Annotated in this window: 21 protein-coding genes; 3 read left to right on the top strand and 18 right to left on the bottom strand. The window is 72.3% G+C overall.

Going from position 1 to position 17819, the window contains the following annotated elements; genetic code table 11:
- The first annotated feature begins 20 nt into the window (after nucleotides 1-20).
- On the top strand, nucleotides 21-356 hold the full coding sequence (locus tag ACFLFB_RS10100) for a DUF3099 domain-containing protein (RefSeq protein WP_392542043.1): 336 nt from the start codon (nucleotides 21-23) through the stop codon (nucleotides 354-356).
- A 17-nt stretch (nucleotides 357-373) separates the two neighbouring features.
- On the opposite strand, the gene moaA is transcribed toward ACFLFB_RS10100, so the two are convergent.
- Nucleotides 374-1375 carry a GTP 3',8-cyclase MoaA gene (gene moaA / locus ACFLFB_RS10095; RefSeq protein ID WP_392542042.1) on the bottom strand — a complete coding sequence of 334 codons (1002 nt, stop codon included), beginning with the start codon at nucleotides 1373-1375 and terminating at the stop codon, nucleotides 374-376.
- A 33-nt stretch (nucleotides 1376-1408) separates the two neighbouring features.
- Between moaA and ACFLFB_RS10090 the strand changes: the two genes are divergently transcribed.
- Nucleotides 1409-2200, top strand: coding sequence for an SURF1 family protein (locus ACFLFB_RS10090; RefSeq protein WP_392542041.1), 792 nt, complete (start codon nucleotides 1409-1411; stop codon nucleotides 2198-2200).
- A gap of 7 nt (nucleotides 2201-2207) precedes the next feature.
- On the opposite strand, the gene ACFLFB_RS10085 is transcribed toward ACFLFB_RS10090, so the two are convergent.
- The 5 genes from ACFLFB_RS10085 to ACFLFB_RS10065 all read right to left on the bottom strand — a co-directional run bounded on the left by ACFLFB_RS10085 (nucleotide 2208) and on the right by ACFLFB_RS10065 (nucleotide 7867).
- Nucleotides 2208-4085 (bottom strand): ABC transporter ATP-binding protein, encoded by a 1878-nt coding sequence (locus ACFLFB_RS10085; RefSeq protein WP_392545410.1) that lies wholly within the window; start codon nucleotides 4083-4085, stop codon nucleotides 2208-2210.
- Nucleotides 4086-4171: 86 nt separating this feature from the next.
- Nucleotides 4172-5236: a metallophosphoesterase gene (locus tag ACFLFB_RS10080; protein WP_392542040.1), complete on the bottom strand. Its 1065-nt coding sequence runs from the start codon at nucleotides 5234-5236 to the stop codon at nucleotides 4172-4174.
- 39 nt (nucleotides 5237-5275) lie between these two features.
- Nucleotides 5276-5830, bottom strand: a complete 555-nt coding sequence (locus ACFLFB_RS10075) for an SRPBCC family protein (protein ID WP_392542039.1) — start codon at nucleotides 5828-5830, stop codon at nucleotides 5276-5278.
- Complete coding sequence (locus ACFLFB_RS10070; RefSeq protein ID WP_392542038.1) at nucleotides 5827-6231, bottom strand: ArsR/SmtB family transcription factor; 405 nt, start codon at nucleotides 6229-6231, stop codon at nucleotides 5827-5829. Before ACFLFB_RS10070 ends, ACFLFB_RS10075 begins: the two co-directional genes overlap by 4 nt.
- Before the next feature lie 37 nt (nucleotides 6232-6268).
- A complete protein-coding gene (locus ACFLFB_RS10065; RefSeq protein WP_392542037.1) occupies nucleotides 6269-7867 on the bottom strand; it encodes an ABC-F family ATP-binding cassette domain-containing protein in 1599 nt (532 codons plus the stop codon).
- Nucleotides 7868-7996: 129 nt separating this feature from the next.
- On the opposite strand from ACFLFB_RS10065, the gene ACFLFB_RS10060 reads away from it, so the two are divergent.
- Nucleotides 7997-8911 (top strand): neutral zinc metallopeptidase, encoded by a 915-nt coding sequence (locus ACFLFB_RS10060; RefSeq protein ID WP_392542036.1) that lies wholly within the window; start codon nucleotides 7997-7999, stop codon nucleotides 8909-8911.
- Between the two features lie 62 nt (nucleotides 8912-8973).
- On the opposite strand, the gene ACFLFB_RS10055 is transcribed toward ACFLFB_RS10060, so the two are convergent.
- The 12 genes from ACFLFB_RS10055 to ACFLFB_RS10000 all read right to left on the bottom strand — a co-directional run bounded on the left by ACFLFB_RS10055 (nucleotide 8974) and on the right by ACFLFB_RS10000 (nucleotide 17809).
- Nucleotides 8974-9462, bottom strand: a complete 489-nt coding sequence (locus ACFLFB_RS10055; RefSeq protein WP_392542035.1) for a hypothetical protein — start codon at nucleotides 9460-9462, stop codon at nucleotides 8974-8976.
- 479 nt (nucleotides 9463-9941) lie between these two features.
- Entirely contained in the window at nucleotides 9942-10382 is a 441-nt protein-coding gene (locus ACFLFB_RS10050; protein ID WP_392542034.1) for a phage tail protein, read from the bottom strand.
- Nucleotides 10383-10454: 72 nt separating this feature from the next.
- On the bottom strand, nucleotides 10455-10649 hold the full coding sequence (locus ACFLFB_RS10045; RefSeq protein ID WP_392542033.1) for a hypothetical protein: 195 nt from the start codon (nucleotides 10647-10649) through the stop codon (nucleotides 10455-10457).
- Between the two features lie 27 nt (nucleotides 10650-10676).
- Nucleotides 10677-11198: an acVLRF1 family peptidyl-tRNA hydrolase gene (locus tag ACFLFB_RS10040; protein ID WP_392542032.1), complete on the bottom strand. Its 522-nt coding sequence runs from the start codon at nucleotides 11196-11198 to the stop codon at nucleotides 10677-10679.
- A 1-nt stretch (nucleotide 11199) separates the two neighbouring features.
- Nucleotides 11200-11526 (bottom strand): metal-sulfur cluster assembly factor, encoded by a 327-nt coding sequence (locus ACFLFB_RS10035; protein WP_159899145.1) that lies wholly within the window; start codon nucleotides 11524-11526, stop codon nucleotides 11200-11202.
- A complete protein-coding gene (gene sufU / locus ACFLFB_RS10030) occupies nucleotides 11523-11969 on the bottom strand; it encodes a Fe-S cluster assembly sulfur transfer protein SufU (RefSeq protein WP_392542031.1) in 447 nt (148 codons plus the stop codon). The genes ACFLFB_RS10035 and sufU overlap by 4 nt, the downstream gene beginning before the upstream one ends.
- Nucleotides 11970-13265, bottom strand: a complete 1296-nt coding sequence (locus ACFLFB_RS10025; RefSeq protein ID WP_392542030.1) for a SufS family cysteine desulfurase — start codon at nucleotides 13263-13265, stop codon at nucleotides 11970-11972.
- 1 nt (nucleotide 13266) lies between these two features.
- The gene (gene sufC / locus ACFLFB_RS10020; protein ID WP_392542029.1) at nucleotides 13267-14040 is read right to left on the bottom strand and encodes a Fe-S cluster assembly ATPase SufC; all 774 of its coding nucleotides are present in this window, start codon (nucleotides 14038-14040) and stop codon (nucleotides 13267-13269) included.
- Between the two features lie 3 nt (nucleotides 14041-14043).
- On the bottom strand, nucleotides 14044-14385 hold the full coding sequence (locus ACFLFB_RS10015; RefSeq protein ID WP_392542028.1) for a non-heme iron oxygenase ferredoxin subunit: 342 nt from the start codon (nucleotides 14383-14385) through the stop codon (nucleotides 14044-14046).
- Between the two features lie 58 nt (nucleotides 14386-14443).
- Complete coding sequence (gene sufD / locus ACFLFB_RS10010) at nucleotides 14444-15619, bottom strand: Fe-S cluster assembly protein SufD (protein ID WP_392542027.1); 1176 nt, start codon at nucleotides 15617-15619, stop codon at nucleotides 14444-14446.
- Nucleotides 15620-15683: 64 nt separating this feature from the next.
- Nucleotides 15684-17105, bottom strand: a complete 1422-nt coding sequence (gene sufB, locus ACFLFB_RS10005) for a Fe-S cluster assembly protein SufB (RefSeq protein ID WP_392542026.1) — start codon at nucleotides 17103-17105, stop codon at nucleotides 15684-15686.
- Entirely contained in the window at nucleotides 17102-17809 is a 708-nt protein-coding gene (locus ACFLFB_RS10000) for a helix-turn-helix transcriptional regulator (RefSeq protein WP_392542025.1), read from the bottom strand. Before ACFLFB_RS10000 ends, sufB begins: the two co-directional genes overlap by 4 nt.
- Nucleotides 17810-17819 lie beyond the last annotated feature (10 nt).

Genomic DNA, 17819 nt, shown 5'->3' with positions numbered 1-17819 from the left:
GGGCGACATACAGTGGACGGGTGCCACTGACCCGCCATCGTCACGACTCCCCGCAGTCGGTGACCACGGCTGTGGAGTCGCGGACCGAGGACCAGGCCCGGCGTCTCAAGCACTACCTGCTGACCATGGGGCTCCGCACGGCGTGCTTCGTCCTGCTCGTCGTCATCGACCACCCGATCCGCTGGGTGTTCGCCGCGCTGGCGGTGTTCCTGCCGTTCATCGCCGTGGTCGCGGCCAACGCGGTGCGGCCGGGCGTCGTGGGCCGGGTGCGGCCGGTCCTGCCGGGGATCGACCACACGCCCCGCATCGGTGCCGCTCCCCACGAGGAGCCGCACGAGGAGACCCCGCGCGGCTGACGCCGTGACGGTGTCGGTCAGCCGCCGATGGCGGACATCGGGCGCTCGGGCTGCTCGAAGTCGGGCCGGTCGATGCCGTGCCCAGCGGCCTTGGCCCACATCTCGTCGATGACGAGCTGCGCCAGCTCGGCGTCGGTGGCGCCGGCGCGCAGTGGCGCGCGCAGGTCGACCTCGCGGCGCGAGAACAGGCAGTTGCGCAGCTGGCCGTCGGCGGTGAGCCGGACCCGGTCGCAGGCCGCGCAGAAGGGCGCCGAGACGCTGGCGATGACGCCGACGGTCTCGGGCCCGCCGTCGACGAGGAAGAGCTCGGCGGGGGCGCTGCCGCGCTCCTGCACGGGGGTGAGGCGGAACCGCTCCCCCAGCCGCTCGAGGATCTCGGCCTGCGACACCATGAGCGAGCGGTCCCAGGCGTGCTGGGCGTCGAGCGGCATCTGCTCGATGAAGCGCAGCTCGTAGCCGCGGTCGAGGCACCAGCCGAGGAGGTCGGCGACGCCGGTGTCGTTGACGCCGCGCATCGCCACGGCGTTGACCTTCACCGGGGTGAGCCCGGCGTCGGCGGCCGCCTTGAGCCCGGCCTCGACGTCGGCGAAGCGATCGCGACGGGTGAGGTCCTGGAACTGGGCGCGGTCGACGGTGTCGAGGCTGACGTTGACGCGGTCGAGACCGGCTTCGGCGAGCGGCGCGGCGAGCCGGTCGAGGCCGATGCCGTTGGTCGTCATCGCGATCCGCGGGCGCGGCTCCAGGGCAGCGATGCGGCGCACGACGTCGACGAGGCTGCGGCGCAGCAGCGGCTCCCCACCGGTGAGCCGGACGTTGGCGACCCCCAGTCCCACCATGACCGCGACGAGCCGGACGAGCTCGTCGTCGTCGAGCATCTCGGGCTTGCTGAGCCAGTCCAGGCCCTCGGCGGGCATGCAGTAGGTGCAGCGCAGGTTGCAGCGGTCGGTGACCGAGACGCGCAGGTCTCGACCCACCCGACCGAATCGGTCGAGCAGGCGGGGGGCTGGCAGGTCGGTCATAGGGCTCCAATGTACGTCGCGTAGCGTGACAGCGTGCTCAGGCGGCTCTTCACCCCCCGGTGGCTGGGCGCCCTCCTCCTCGCCGCGCTCTTCTCCGTCGCGAGCTACCACCTCGGCTGGTGGCAGTACCACCGCCACGAGGCCAAGTCCGAGCGCAACGCCCGGCTCGACGCGCACTACCGCGCCGACCCGGTGCCGGTCCCCTCGGTGCTCACCCCCGCCGGCCTCCCGCTGGCCGACGAGTGGACCCGGGTGCAGGTCACCGGCAGCTACGGCGGTGGCCCGGTCTTCGTGCGCAACCGCACGTTGGACAGCCGCGCCGGGTACGAGGTCCTCTGGGTGCTGCGTCCCGACGCCGGCGGACCCGACGTCGTCGTCGACCGCGGCTGGGTCCCGGTCTCCGAGCGAGGTGCGAGCACGCTCCCGGCGGTCCCCTCAGCGCCGACCGGCGAGGTGGTGGTCACCGGCTGGGTGCGCCGCGGTGAGGCGTCCCGCGGGCGGGACCTCCCCGACGGGCAGGTGGCGAGCATCAACCTGCGCGAGGTCGGCACCGTCCTGGGGTCCCCGGGCGTCCTGCCGGGGTACGTGCAGCTGGAGTCGGAGCGGCTCCCCGACGGCACCACTCCCCCGCGGCCCACGCCGCTGGGCGAGCCCGACCGGAGCCTGGGTCCGCACCTCGCCTACGCCTACCAGTGGTGGCTCGCGACGGTCCTCGGGTTCGTCCTCGTGTGGTTCGGCATCCGGCGCGAGCTGCGGCTGGAGGACCCGGTGCGCTACCCGTCGACGCCGAAGAAGACCCGCATCTGGGACGAGGAGGACGAGTAGCTCGGCGTCAGGCGCCGTCGAGGACCTCTTCGAGGTCGTCGGAGAACTGGGTGCGGTAGAGCTCGGCGTACAGGCCGCCGGACTCGACGAGCTGGGCGTGGGTGCCGCGCTCGACGATGCGGCCGTCGTCGACGACGAGGATCTGGTCGGCGTGCCGGACGGTGGACAGGCGGTGGGCGATGACGAGTGCCGACCGGTCGCGCAGCGCGTGGTCCAGCGCCCGCTGGAGGGCCTGCTCGGACTCGCTGTCGAGGTGCGCCGTGGCCTCGTCGAGGACGATGAGACCGGGACCCTTGAGCAGCAGCCGCGCGATGGCCAGGCGCTGCTTCTCCCCGCCGGAGAGCCGGTGCCCGCGGTCGCCGACGACGGTGTCGAGCCCGGACGGCAGCGAGTCGACGAGCGGCCACACCTGGGCGGCGCGCAGCGCGGCCTCCATCTGCTCCTCGGTGGCGCCCGGTGCGGCGTAGTCGAGGTTGGCGCGGATGGTGTCGTGGAAGAGGTGGGCCTCCTGGGTGACGACGCCGACCGCGTCGTGGAGGGACTCGAGGGTGGCCTCGCGCAGGTCGAGGCCGTTGATGCGCACCGACCCCGAGGACGGGTCGTAGAGCCGGGCGACGAGGGCCGTGATGGTCGTCTTGCCGGCACCGCTCGGGCCGACGAGCGCCACGAGGCTGCCGGGCTCGACGGTGAACGACACGTCGCGCAGCACCGGCCCGCTGCCCTTGCGGTCACCCGTGGCCGTGGACTCGAGCGAGGCGAGCGACACCTCGTCGGCCGACGGGTACGAGAAGGCGACGTGCTCGACGTCGACGCGCACCGGGCCCGCGGGCACGGCGCGGGCGTCGGGTGCCTCGGCGACAAGGGGCTCGAGGTCGAGGACCTCGAAGACGCGCTCGAAGGACACCAGCGCGGTGAGGACGTCGACGCGGACGTTGGAGATCGCGGTGAGCGGGCCGTAGAGCCGGGCCAGGAGGGCGGTGAGCGCGAGGAGGGTGCCGACGGTGAGGCTGCCGCCCACGGCCATCACGCCGCCGACCCCGTAGACCATCGCCGTGGCCAGCGAGGCGACGAGGGTGAGCGCGACGAAGAAGATCGTGCGGGTCAGGGCGATGCGGACCCCGATGTCGCGGACCCCCGCGGCGCGCACGGCGTACTCGCGGTCCTCGGTGGCCGGCCGGCCGAACAGCTTGACGAGCAGGGCCCCGGCGACGTTGAACCGCTCGCTCATCCGGGTGCCGAGGTCGGCGTTGAGGTTCATCTGCTCGTGCGCCATGCCGGCGAGGCGGCGGCCCATGTAGCGCGCGGGCAGGAGGAAGACGGGGACGAGGGCGAGGCACGCGAGGGTGAGCGGCCACGACAGCGTGAGCATCGCCCCGATGATGAGGACGAGCGAGACCGCGTTGCTCACGGTGGTGGAGAGCACCGACGTGAAGGCCTGCTGCGCGCCGATGACGTCGTTGCCGAGCCGCGTGACGAGCGCGCCGGTCTGGGCGCGGGTGAAGAACGCCACGGGCTGGCGTAGGACGTGCCCGAACACCTCGGTGCGCAGGTCGTAGATGAGGCCCTCGCCGATCTGCGAGGAGAACCAGCGCTGGACGAGGGTGAGGACCCCGCTGAGGACCGCGATGCCGGCCACGAGCAGGGCCAGCCGCACGACCACCCCGGAGTCCTTGGGGATGACGCCGTCGTCGACGAGGGACCGGAGGATCAGCGGTGTCGCCACCACGAGGCAGGCGTCGACGACGACGAGGGCGAGGAAGGCCGTGATCGCCCTGGTGTAGGGCCGGGCGTAGCCGAGGACCCGCTTCGTCGTGCCGGGCGCCAGCTTGCGCTCCTTGACGTCGGCGTCGCGGCTCAGGCTGTGCATCGCCTGCCATGCGTGCATGCTCACTGCGGGGTCTCCTCGGGGTCTCGCCTGCAGTCAACCACCGCGCGCCGACACCTGTTCCACGCGTCGGCCGGACCGCGACCTCAGGGCGTGAGGACGACCTGGTCGGTGAACGTGCCGCCGGACACGGGGACGAAGGTCGCGGTGAGCCGGTCGCGGGTCACCACGACGTCGAGCGACCCGTGCGACGGCTTCGTGTTGCTCCCGCTGACGGTGGCGAAGTAGCGGCGTTCGGTGTCGGTCGAGCTCGCCGCCCGCAGCCGGATCCCCCCGGTGCCGACGGTGACGAAGGTCGTCCCGTCGTGGGCCGCGAAGCAGGCCCGCACGAAGACGCCGGGGCGGACCACCTGGCAGCCCAGCCCGAGGGCCAGCGGCTTGGTGCGCTGGTAGAGGTGCTCGTGACCGGTGAGGACGAGGTCGACCCCGGTCCGCATCATCAGCTCGACGACGTCGGCACCCGGGTCGCAGGAGTACTCCCCCACCGACAGGCACGGCTTGTGCATCCCGACGACGACCCACGGGATGCCGGCCGCACGGGCCCCGGTGACCGCGGCCTCCAGCCACCGGTACCGCGCGGTGCCCTCCGCGTACGACCACGGACCGCTGCCGAAGTCGAGGCCGGGCGAGACCATGACGACCCGGACGAGGGGCGCCCCGGCCGGCTGGTCGACGTACCACTGGCGGCCGTAGGTGCCCACGAGCCCGGGGAGCCGGTTGGGCAGGCACCGCACGAAGCGGTCGATGTGCCCGTTGGCGCCGTTCGACTCGTGGTTGCCGGAGACGAGCTCGAAGGGGTGCGTGGTCCCGACCCGGCTCGTGACGAACCGGCACCACGTGTCCTCCGCGCCCGCGGCGCCGTAGGACAGGTCACCGAGGGCGAGGGTGAAGTCGCCGTGCCGGGCTCCGATGGCCTTGAGGACGGCGGAGGCCGCGGTGCTCGAGCCGATGTCGCCCACCGCCGAGAACCGGACGGAGGGTGCCGCTGCGCCCGCCGTCGCGGGTGCGGTCGGCACGGCGCTCGTGGGCGACGTCGAGGTGGTGACCGACGCGGTGGGCGCGGCACGTCCTCCGGGAGCCACGCAGGCGCTCGCCACGAGGAGTGCGCCGAGTCCGGCGACCACCGCGGGCAGGAGGCGCCGTCGGGTCATGTCCGCAGTATGGCCGCGGCCGCCCCCGGTCGCGCGGGATCAGGCGGTGGGACCTCTCAGGTCGTCGAAGAGCGCGGCGTAGTGCGACGACATCCCCTCGTAGTGCGGCCAGACCACCGTCTCCACGGCACCACCGGTCTCGGCGGCGACGAGCCGGTCGAGGTAGTACTCCCAGCCCGGCCCCACGTCCCGCCCGGTCGCGAGGTCGGGGATGCGCTGGGCGAAGGACAGCGTCGTGGTGCCGTCGGCCTCGGCCAGGTCGAGCTCGACGTGCCACGCGGCGCCACCCGACGACATCGCCGGCCAGCTGACGACGAGCCGGTGCGGCGGGTCGCACTCGTGCACCGTCACGGGCGCGGCCTCGATGTCCTCGCCCTCCGCCGTCATCCGGAAGTCGACCGTCCCGCTGGTCGGGTCGCCGCTCCACGTCCCGATCCAGCGCACGAGCCGCTCCGGCTCGGTGACGGCGGCCCAGACGTCCTCGACCGGCGCGCGGAAGGTGCGCTCGATGACGACGTGGGCCGTGCCGTCGCGGTCCTCCCGCCGGCCGACGGGCGCCAGGGCCTCGGGGGTGGTCGTGCCGTCGGTGCTCATGCGGTCTCCTCGGTGGGTCGGTGCGTGGTGGACGACGTGGCCGTCGATGTCGTGGCGGTGGCGGTGGCGGAGCGGCGGTCGCGGCCGACGCGGCGCACCTCGAGGTCGAGCGCGTCCAGGGCGCCGGCGACGACGGGCGGGCGCAGCGCCGGGGTCCCCAGCTCGTCGAGGAGGGCGCGGACGGCCTCCAGCGGCCCCGGCCGCAGCCGGTAGTGGCGCTCGCGGCCCACGTCGTCGGCCTCGACCAGCCCGGCCTCCCCCAGCACCCGCAGGTGCTTGCTCACCGCCGGTCGGCTGATGGGGTGGGCCGCGGCGAGGTCGGCGACCCGCGCGCTCCCCCGGCTCAGGGCCCGCAGGAGGTCGCGGCGCACCGGGTCCGCGATCGCGGCGAAGACGTCCACGACGAACAGGTAACCACATGGTTACCGAACTGTCGACTCAGGCGAGGGTGACCAGGTCGCGGTAGTCGGCGCTGAACAGGTCCTCGACGCCGTCCGGCAGCAGGAGGATGCGCTCGGGCTCGAGGGCGTCGACCGCGCCCTCGTCGTGCGTCACGAGGACGACGGCGCCCTCGTAGGTGCGCAGCGCCCCGAGGATCTCCTCGCGCGACGCGGGGTCGAGGTTGTTCGTGGGCTCGTCGAGCAGCAGCACGTTCGCCGAGGAGACGACGAGCAGGGCGAGGGACAGGCGGGTCTTCTCGCCGCCGGAGAGCACGCCCGCCGGCTTGTCGACGTCGTCGCCGCTGAAGAGGAACGAGCCGAGGACCTTGCGCACGTCGGTCTCACCGAGGTCCGGGGCCGCCGACTTCATGTTCTGCAGCACGCTGCGCGAGACGTCGAGGTTCTCGTGCTCCTGCGCGTAGTAGCCGATCTTGAGGCCGTGGCCCGGCTCGACCTGCCCAGTGTCGGGGTCGTCGACGCCCGCGAGCATCCGCAACAGGGTCGTCTTGCCCGCACCGTTGAGGCCGAGGACGACGACCCGGGACCCGCGGTCGATGGCGAGGTCGACGTCGGTGAAGATCTCCTGCGACCCGTACGAGCGCGACAGCCCGCTCGCGCGAAGGGGCGTCTTGCCGCAGGGCGAGGGCTTCGGGAAGCGCAGCTTGGCGACCTTGTCGTGCACCCGCTCGGTCTCCAGGCCGGCCAGCAGCCGCTCGGCCCGCCGGGCCATGTTCTGCGCGGCGACCGTCTTGGTGGCCTTGGCGCGCATCTTGTCGGCCTGCGCCATGAGGACGCCGGCCTTCTTCTCGGCGTTGGCGCGCTCGCGCTTGCGACGGCGCTCGTCGGTCTCGCGCTGCTGGAGGTAGGCCTTCCAGCCCAGGCTGTACTGGTCGAGCTCGCCGCGGTTGGCGTCGAGGTGGAAGACCTTGTTGACCACGGCGTCGAGCAGCTCGACGTCGTGCGAGATGACCACGAGGCCGCCCTTGTAGCCCTTGAGGTGGTCGCGCAGCCAGGTGATGGAGTCGGCGTCGAGGTGGTTGGTCGGCTCGTCGAGGAGCAGGGTCTCGGCGCCGGAGTAGAGGATGCGGGCGAGCTCGATGCGGCGACGCTGGCCACCGGACAGGGTGCCGAGGGTCTGGCCCAGCACCCGCTCGTCGAGGCCGAGCGCGCCGGCGATGGCCGCGGCCTCGGACTCGGCGGCGTACCCGCCGGCAGCCGTGAACTCGGCCTCGAGGCGCCCGTAGCGGCGCATCGCCTTGTCCTGCATCTCCCCGGTCTCGGTCGACATCGCGTGCTCGGCCCTGCGCAGGTCGCGCACGATGGTGTCCAGGCCGCGGGCCGACAGGACGCGGTCGCGCGCGATGATCTCGAGGTCGACGCCGCGCGGGTCCTGCGGGAGGTAGCCGACGTCACCGCTGCGGGTGATCGTGCCGCCCGCGGGGGTCGTCTCGCCCGCCAGGGTCCTGGTCAGCGTGGTCTTTCCCGCGCCGTTGCGGCCGACGAGGCCGATGCGGTCGCCCGGAGCCACGCGGAAGCTGGCGTCGTCGAGGAGCAGGCGGGAGCCCGCGCGCAGCTCGACGGAGGCAGCGGTGATCACGATGGGTTCCTTCGGTGGAGTCGGACACGGTCGGCGGCGTGCAGCGGAGGGCACGGCGAGCGGTGGCGACCCCTAGTCTAAGTGGCGCTGAGCAGTCCACTGTCCACCGAGCAGGCGCCGGAGGCCCGCATGAGCTTCAACGACAACGTCACCCTCGACACCGGACAGGTGCGTGGTGGTGGCGGCGGTGGCGGGGCACCCGGCGGCCTCGTCGTGGGCGGCGGCCTGGGCGGCATCATCATGCTGATCCTCGCGCTCGTCTTCGGCATCAACCCCAGCGACCTGCCCACGGGCGGCGGACAGCCCGACCAGGGCCAGGTCCAGCCCGGGGGCTCCACCGACTCCAACGCGTTCGCCGACTGCAAGACCGGCGCCGACGCCAACCGCAGCGTCGAGTGCCGCATGGTCGGCACCGTCAACTCGGTCCAGGCGTACTGGACCACCGCCCTCCCCCGGTACGGCAAGGAGTGGCAGGAGACGCAGACCGTCCTCTACAGCGGGTCCACCCAGTCGCAGTGCGGCACGGCGAGCAACCAGGTCGGCCCGTTCTACTGCCCGCTCGACAAGAGCGTCTACATCGACGCGAGCTTCTTCGACATCCTCGAGAAGCAGTTCGGGTCCAGCGGAGGGCCGCTCGCGCAGGAGTACGTGGTGGCGCACGAGTACGGCCACGCACTCCAGGACCAGCTCGGCCTCCTCGGACGCGCCCAGCAGGGCGGCACCGGCCCCGAGTCGCCCGGTGTGCGCATCGAGCTGATGGCCGACTGCCTCGCCGGCGTGTGGGCCAAGTCGGCGAGCTCGACGAACGACGCCGACACCGGCACCCCCTTCCTCAAGCCGCTCACCGAGCAGGACATCAAGGACGCGCTGTCGGCCGCCGAGTCGGTGGGTGACGACCGGATCCAGGAGAAGACGCAGGGCCAGGTGAACCCCGAGACGTGGACCCACGGCTCCGCGGCCGCCCGCCAGCGGTGGTTCCTCCAGGGCTACAAGACCGGCGACCTCAACCGCTGCGACACCTTCTCCGTCGACTCGGTCAACTAGAAGAGCAGCCGACCCGCTGCCCCCCTACGAGTCGGGGAGCAGCGGGTCGGTGTCATCGTGGTTCAGCCGACGGCCCGGCGCACGAGGGCGGCGACCTCCTCCTCGTCGGCGGCGGTGAGCGTCGTGATCGCCCAGGCGTTGGGCCAGAACGAGCCGTCGTCGAGCATCGCTACGTCGGTGAAGCCGAGGGTGGCGTAGCGGGTGCCGAACTTCGCCGCCGGCTGGACGAAGCACAGGACGGCGCCGTCCTTGGCGTACGCCGGCATGCCGTAGTAGAGCCGCGGGGCCAGGCCGGGGGCGTTCGTCGTGATGACGGCGTGGAGCCGCTCGCAGAGGACCCGGTCGGCGTCGTCCAGCTCGGCGATCTTCGCCTCGCAGGCCGCGCGGTCCTCCTCGGCCTTCTCCGCGGCCTTCGCGGCACTCCGGCTCGCCCGCTCCTCGGCCCGTGCCTCCGCGGCGCGCGCCTTCATCGCGGCCTTCTCCTCGGTCGTGAAGGCGCCCGACCCCCGCGTGGCACTGGTGGTCTTCGTGGTCGTCGTTGAGGGGCTCATGGCCGTCCTTCCGTCGTGGGTCGTCGTGCTGTCGGACCCAGCCTGACCCGGTGGCCCACCCCGGCGCTTCTCCGATCCTGCCCGGTCGGCCGGAGGTCGCGCCGCCCCAGCCCCTCTCGTGCGGGCTCTGGTCCACCCGGTCGGCTCTGGTCCACCTGCCCGGATGGCGTCGCGATCGCCACGCCATCCGGGCAGATCGTCGCCATCCCGCCGAGTGGACCAGAGCCCGCAAGGAGGTGCGCGGCGGGACAGGCGACGGGCAGGAGCGGCGTGGGGCGGTCGGTGGGCCAGGCGCTCGTGGGGTCAGGTCAGGGGTGGGTCAGGCGCTGGGTGGGTCGGGTCTGGGGTGGGTCAGGCGCTGGGTGGGTCGGGTCTGGGGTGGGTCAGGCGCTGGGTGGGTCGGGTCTGGGGTGGGTCAGGCGCTGGGTGGGTCGGGTCTGGGGTGGGTCAGGCGGTGGGTGGGACGGGTCAGCGAGACGTCACTCGGGGACGCAGGCGTCGTACGAGAGGGTGAGCACCTCGAGCAGGCCCGGCGAGCCCGCCGTCGTGGACCCGGCGACCTCGAAGCGCCGGGGCCAGGCCCGCACCAGCCGGTAGGCGCGCACCGGAGCCCCGTGCCGGTCGAAGAACCGGATCCGCACGTCGCGCGTGGCCACCGCGGCGCCGTCGGCTCCCGCGGCCCGCGCCCACGACTCGAAGGCCGGGTCGGTGGAGAGTCCGCGGGTGAGGACGGCGTCGCCGCCCTTCGCCCGACCGGGGAGCCGCCGCGTGCCGGAGTCGTCGTTCCCCTCACGGAACTCGATGGCGTCGCGCTCGACCCCGATCCCGCTCACCCCGGTGACCCCGGCCAGCTGGACCCCGTCGGCCGTCACCGTGAACGCGTGGGCCAGGCCGGAGTCGTGCCTCGTGCTCGCCGCCATGGTGCGCCCCTCGGTCGTGCCGGTGGACGGGTCACCCGTCCCCGGCCAGCGTCCCAACGCCGGTGCGCGCGGTCAATCCCCCGAGCGCCGACGCCCACCGACGGCGACGAGGAACAGGCCGCCCAGGGCCACGACCGGACCGACCACGGCCCAGAACGTCACCCCGGACATCACGCTGCCGCCCACGACGCCGAGCCCCTGCAGCGTCCACAGCAGCCCGACGAGGACGAGCACGACACCCAGGACGACGCTGACGGTTCGGTTCATGGCCGAAGGCTAACCTGCGCCCCACGCTCACTCCTCGATGGTGACGTGCACCGCGCGCCCGCGTTCGAGGGCCCTGGTGAGCACGTCGAGCCGCGGGTCGGGGAGGTCGAGGACCTCGCGGCGCGGGAGGTCACGCAGCCCGGCGAGGCGCGCGTCCTCGAGGACGGCGGTGACGAGGGTGCGGTCACCACCGACGACCAGGCCGCGGGCCTGTGACCCCACGAGCAGCCGCACCGCGTGCTCGGTGACGGCCCCGACGAGCTCGTCGGCCTGGTTGGCGCGACGCCGGGCGAAGCGCTGCTGGCTCCAGCCACCGGCCGCGGTGCGCGACTGCACGTAGCGCGTGCCCACCTTGTGGGTCACGAGACGGGCGCCGTTCCCGACCCCGACGGCGTAGCCGCCACGGCGCACGAGGAGCAGCGCCACGGGGTCGTGGTCGAAACGCACGACCCCGACGACCCGCTGGGGGCCGTCGGGGTTGTTGGCGGTGAAGCGCTCGAGCCAGCCGTCGAACCGGTCGGGGGCGACCTCGACGACGCGGGTGGTCACCTCAGATGTTGAAGCCGAGGGCGCGCAGCTGCTCGCGGCCGTCGTCGGTGATCTTGTCCGGGCCCCACGGCGGCATCCAGACCCAGTTGACGCGGTAGGACGCGACGAGGCCCTCGAGGGACTGCTGCGTCTGGTCCTCGATGACGTCGGTGAGCGGGCAGGCCGCCGACGTCAGCGTCATGTCGATGACGGCGTGGTTCTGGCCGTCGACGGTGATGCCGTAGACGAGGCCGAGGTCGACGACGTTGATGCCGAGCTCTGGGTCGACGACGTCGCGCAGGGCCTCCTCGACGTCGGCCACGTTGGCCGGGGTGCTGGTCTGGGTCATGAGTTCGCTCCTTGCGCCTGGTGCAGGGCATCGGTGAAGGCCATCCACGACAGGAGGGCGCACTTGACACGGGCGGGGTACTTCGCGACCCCGGAGAGGGCGACACCGTCGCCGATGGCGTCCTCGTCGCCGGGGTCCTCGCCCTTGCTCGTGAGCATCGAGCGCATCGCCTCGACGGTCTCGCGGGCGTGGGCGACGGAGCCGCCGGTGATCTCCTCGGCGAGGATCGACGCCGACGCGACGCTGATCGAGCAGCCCATCGCGTCGTACGAGACGTCCTCGACCGTGGCGTCGGACCCGTCGCCGGCGAGGTGGACCCGCAGGGTCACCTCGTCGCCGCAGGTGGGGTTGACGTGGTGGACCTCGGCCTCGAAGGGCTCGCGCAGGCCGGCCCGCACGGGACGCTTGTAGTGCTCGAGGATGAGCTCCTGGTAGAGGTCCATCTAGACCGCCACCTCCAGCCCGAACGTGGCGGGCACGCGGTCGAGCGCCTCGAGGAGGGCGTCGACCTCGGCCGGGGTCGTGTAGGCCGCGAAGCTGGCGCGCGAGCTGGCCTGGACCTTCAGCGCCCGGTGCAGCGGCCACGCGCAGTGGTGGCCGACGCGCACGGCGACGCCGCGGTCGTCGAGGACCTGGCCGACGTCGTGGGCGTGGACGCCGTCGACGACGAACGCCACCGCTCCCCCGCGCTCGGAGTAGTCCTCCGGTCCGAGGACGGTGACCCACGGCCGGGACCGCAGGCCCTCGACGAGCCGGCGGGTGAGCGCCTGCTCGTGGGCGTGCACGCGGTCCAGGCCGAGCTCGGTGAGGACGTCGCACGCGGCGGCGAGCCCCACGGCCTGGGCCGCGACGGGCACCCCGGCCTCGAACTTCTGCGGCGCGGGCGCGTAGGTGGAGCCCTCCATCGTCACGGTCTCGATCATCGAGCCACCGGTGAGGAAGACCGGCATCTGGTCGAGGAGCTCGGCGCGGCCCCAGAGGACGCCGATGCCGAGCGGGCCGAACATCTTGTGGCCGGAGAAGGCGAGGAAGTCGACGTCGAGGTCGTGGACGTCGACCGGCAGGTGGGGCACCGACTGGCACGCGTCGAGGACGACGAGCGCCCCCACGGCGTGCGCCCGGGCGACGAGCTCCTTGACCGGGTTGAGCGTCCCGAGGACGTTCGACACGTGGGTGAACGCGAAGACCTTGGTGCGCTCGGTGAGCAGCGAGTCGAGGTCGGTGAGGTCGAGGCGGCCGTCGTCGGTGAGCGGCACCCAGCGCAGCGTGGCACCGGTGCGGCGGCACGCCTCCTGCCACGGGATGAGGTTGGCGTGGTGCTCCATCTCGGTGACGAGGACCTCGTCGCCGGGACCGAGCGCGAACCGGTCGCCGTGGCCGCCCCCGCCGCCGTGCGTGCCGTTGGTGAAGGCGTAGGCGACGAGGTTGATGGCCTCGGTGGCGTTGCGGGTGAAGACGACCTCACCGGCCGCCGCCCCGAAGAACCGCGCGATGGTGTCGCGGGCCCGTTCGTAGGCGTCGGTGCCCTCCTCGGAGAGCTGGTGCGCGCCGCGGTGGACGGCGGCGTTGGTGCGCTCGTAGAAGTCGCGCTCGGCGTCCAGGACCCGGACCGGCTTGTGCGAGGTCGCACCCGAGTCGAGGTAGACCAGCGGGTGCCCCCCGCGCACCGTGCGCGTCAGGATGGGGAACTGGGCCCGGATGCGGGCCAGCTCCTCGTCGGTGAAGGGGGCGGCCGTCATCTCAGGCCTCGACCGCCGCGGCGGGCTCGGGCAGGAAGCGGTCGTAGCCCTCGGCCTCGAGGCGGTCGGCGAGCTCGGGGCCGCCCTCCTCCGCGATCCTGCCGTCGACGAAGACGTGGACGAAGTCGGGCTTGATGTAGCGCAGGATCCGCGTGTAGTGGGTGATGAGCAGGACGCCGGCGCCGGTGCTCTCCTTGGCGCGGTTGACGCCCTCGGACACGACGCGCAGGGCGTCGACGTCCAGGCCGGAGTCGGTCTCGTCGAGGATCGCGATCTTCGGGCGGAGCAGCTCCATCTGGAGGATCTCGTGGCGCTTCTTCTCGCCGCCGGAGAAGCCCTCATTGACGTTGCGCTCGGCGAAGGCGGGGTCCATGCGCAGGTTGCCCATGGCGGACTTCATGTCCTTGACCCAGGTGCGCAGCTTGGGTGCCTCGCCGTCGATGGCGGTCTTGGCGGTGCGCAGGAAGTTCGACACCGAGACGCCGGGGACCTCGACGGGGTACTGCATCGCGAGGAAGAGGCCGGCGCGGGCGCGCTCGTCGACCTTCATCGCGAGGACGTCCTCGCCGTCGAGGGTGACGGTGCCGGAGGTGATCGTGTACTTGGGGTGGCCGGCGACCGAGTAGGCCAGCGTGGACTTGCCCGAGCCGTTGGGGCCCATGATCGCGTGGGTCTGGCCGGACTCGATGGTCAGGGTGACGCCGCGGAGGATCTCCTTGGCGCCCTCCTCGGTCTCGACGCTGACGTGCAGGTCCTTGATCTCAAGGGTGGACATGGTTCAGATCTCCTCGGACAGCGCGACGAAGACGTCGTCGCCCTCGATGCGGACGGTGTGGACGGCGATGGGGGTGATGGCCGGCGGGCCCGTGGGCTCACCGGTGCGCAGGTCGAAGCGCGAGCCGTGGAGCCAGCACTCGAGCTGGCAGCCGTCGAGCTCGCCCTCGGAGAGCGAGACGTTGGCGTGGCTGCACGTGTCGTCGACGCAGTGGACCGCGCCGTCGTCGGTGCGGACGATGGAGACGCGCCGGCCCTCGATCTCGGCGAGGGCGGCCCCGACCGGGGGCAGCTCGTCGAGGCGGCAGACCCGGGTGAACCCGGTGTCGGTCAGCTGCTCGCTCATCTGGGGTCCTCGCGAAGTATCTGGGGGAGCGAAGCGGAGGAAGAACTTCGGGGGGACTTCACGCGGCACCGCCGGACAGCTCGAGCTCGATGGCCTCCATCAGGTGCTCCTGGACCTCGGGGACGCCGATGCGTGCGACGACGCTGGCGAAGAATCCACGGACGACGAGACGGCGCGCCTCGTCCTCGGGGATGCCACGGGCCATGAGGTAGAAGAGCTGCTGGTCGTCGAAGCGCCCTGTGGCGGAGGCGTGCCCGGCTCCCTTGATCTCCCCGGTCTCGATCTCGAGGTTGGGGACGGAGTCGGCGCGCGCGCCCTCGGTGAGGACGAGGTTGCGGTTGAGCTCGTAGGTGTCGGTGCCCTCGGCGCTCGCGCGGATGAGGACGTCGCCGACCCAGACGGTGTGCGCGGTGTCGCCCTGGAGGGCGCCCTTGTACTCGACGTTGCTCGTGCAGTGCGGCGCCTCGTGGTCGACGAAGAGCCGGTGCTCGAGGTGCTGGCCGGCGTCGGCGAAGTAGACGCCGAGGCCCTCGAAGGACCCGCCGGGGCCGGTGTACGACGCGTTGGTGTTGAGCCGGACGATGCCACCGCCGATGGTGACGGCGATGTGCCGCACCGAGGCGTCGCGACCGACGACGACGTCGTGCTGCGCGAGGTGGTGCGCGTCGCCGGTCCACTCCTGGACCGAGACGACGGTGACCTGGCTGCCGTCGCCGGCGAGCACCGAGACGAGCTCGGCGTACTCGGCGGTGCCGGTGTGCTCGAGGACGACCGTGGCGCGGGCGAAGCGCCCGATCTTGATGACGAGGTGCCCGTGGACGACCTCGCCCTCGCCGGTGAGGCGCACGCGGATCGGCTCGTCGACCTCGGCGTCGGCCGGGACCTCGAGCAGGGCCGCGCCTCCGCTGTGCGCGGCGGCGACCGCGGCCGCGCGGTCACTCGGCGCGGGGACGCCCGCGGCGCGGGCCTCCTCCAGCGAGATCGTGGACAGGGCGACGCCGTCGGGGAGCGTCTGCTCCCAGCGCAGGTGGGCGCCGGTCGCGGCGTCGTGGAAGAGCGCCCCGAGCCGGTCGACCGGCGTGAAGCGCCACTCCTCCTCGCGCCCGTGGGGCGTGGGGAAGTCGGCGACGGTGAACGAGGTGGTCCGCTCGGCGCGCGACTGGTTCGGGACCATCGTCGCGGCGCTGTCGGTGTGGGCGCCCGCGGTGGGGCGCTGGGGGGTCAGCAGGGACATTGTTCGGGGACCTCGCGAAGTATCTGGGGGAGCGGAGCGGAGGAAGAACTTCGTGGGGTGAACATCAGCCCACTGCTCCTTCCATCTGCAGCTCGATGAGCCGGTTGAGCTCGAGGGCGTACTCCATCGGGAGCTCCTTGGCGATCGGCTCGACGAAGCCGCGGACGATCATCGCCATGGCCTCCTCCTCCGACATGCCTCGGGACATGAGGTAGAACATCTGGTCCTCGGACACCTTGGAGACCGTGGCCTCGTGGCCCATCTGCACGTCGTCCTCGCGGATGTCGACGTAGGGGTAGGTGTCGGAGCGGGAGATCGTGTCGACGAGCAGGGCGTCACAGACGACCGAGCTCTTCGAGCCGTGCGCGCCCTCGAGGATCTGGACGAGTCCGCGGTACGACGTGCGGCCGCCACCGCGGGCGACCGACTTGCTGACGATCTGGCTGCTCGTGTTGGGGGCGGCGTGGACCATCTTGGAGCCGGCGTCCTGGTGCTGGCCCTCGCCGGCGAAGGCGATGGACAGGGTCTCGCCGCGCGCGTGCTCACCGAGCAGGAAGACGGCCGGGTACTTCATCGTGACCTTGGAGCCGATGTTGCCGTCGATCCACTCCATCGTGGCGCCCTCGGCACACGTGGCGCGCTTGGTGACGAGGTTGTAGACGTTGTTCGACCAGTTCTGGATGGTCGTGTACCGGACGCGGGCGTTCTTCTTGACGATGATCTCGACGACCGCGGAGTGCAGCGAGTCGCTCTTGTAGATCGGCGCGGTGCAGCCCTCGACGTAGTGCACGTACGAGCCCTCGTCGGCGATGATCAGGGTGCGCTCGAACTGGCCCATGTTCTCGGTGTTGATCCGGAAGTAGGCCTGCAGCGGGATGTCGACGTGCACGCCCGGCGGGACGTAGATGAACGAGCCACCCGACCACACGGCGGTGTTGAGCGCGGCGAACTTGTTGTCGCCGGCGGGGATCACCGAGGTGAAGTACTCGCGGAACAGGTCCTCGTGCTCGCGCAGGCCGGTGTCGGTGTCGACGAAGATGACGCCCTTCTCCTCCAGGTCCTCGCGAATCTGGTGGTAGACGACCTCCGACTCGTACTGGGCGGCGACGCCGGCGACGAGGCGCTGCTTCTCGGCCTCGGGGATGCCGAGCCGGTCGTAGGTGTTCTTGATGTCCTCGGGCAGGTCCTCCCAGGAGGTGGCCTGCTTCTCGGTGGACTTCACGAAGTACTTGATGTTCTGGAAGTCGATGCCGGACAGGTCCGAGCCCCAGCTGGGCATCGGCTTCTTGTCGAACAGGCGCAGCGACTTCAGGCGCAGGTCGAGCATCCACTGCGGCTCGCTCTTGCGCGCCGAGATGTCGCTGACGACCTCGGGGTTGAGCCCGCGGCGGGCGGTCTCGCCGGCCGTGTCGCTGTCGGCCCAGCCGAAGGCGTAGGTGCCGAGGTCCTTCAGACCGGGGTTGAGCTCTTCGATGTGGCTCGTCATGACGAGGGCCTCTCGGTGGTCGGGGACGTGGTCGAGGTGGGGACGAAGGTCGTGCAGACGTGGTCGCCGTGGGCGAGCGTGGCGAGGCGCTGGACGTGGACGCCGAGGAGTCGGGAGAAGGCCTCGGTCTCGGCCTCGCACAGCTCGGGGAACTCGGTGGCGACGTGCTGGACCGGGCAGTGGCCCTGACACAGCTGAACCCCGGCGCCGGGACCGCTGTTCCCGGGGGCGCCGACGGGTCGGGCGGAGGCGGCGAAGCCGTCGGCGTTGAGGGCGTCGACGAGGGCGTCGGCCCGGGCGGCGGTGGTGTCGTCGGCGGAGGCGAGCCGGTCGGCGTAGCGCGCCTCGAGGGCCGCGATGCGCTGGTCGGCGAAGGCCTTGACGGCGCTCTCGCCCGCGGTGGCCCGCATGAAGCGCAGCGCGTCGCCGGCGAGGTGGTCGTAGTCGCTGACCAGGGCGCGGTGGCCGTGCTCGGTGAGGACCCACGCCTTGGCCGGGCGGCCGCGGCGGCGCGGGCCGGTGGCCTCGCGCGGTTCGACGAGCCCGTCGGCGTGGAGGGCGTCGACCTGGCGGCGCACGGCGGTCTCGGTGAGGCCGAGCCGCTCGACGAGGGCCGGGATGCTCACCGGGCCCTCCTGGCTCACGACGCGCAGCACCCGGTCGCGCGTGCGCGACTCGAGGGTGTGGACATCGGTATTAACCACACACCCATGT

This window comes from Oryzobacter telluris, assembly GCF_043099285.1.
Classification (GTDB): domain Bacteria; phylum Actinomycetota; class Actinomycetes; order Actinomycetales; family Dermatophilaceae; genus Oryzobacter; species Oryzobacter telluris.
Note: the sequence above shows the minus strand (reverse complement) of the source record. Positions and strands in the feature narration are given on the sequence as shown.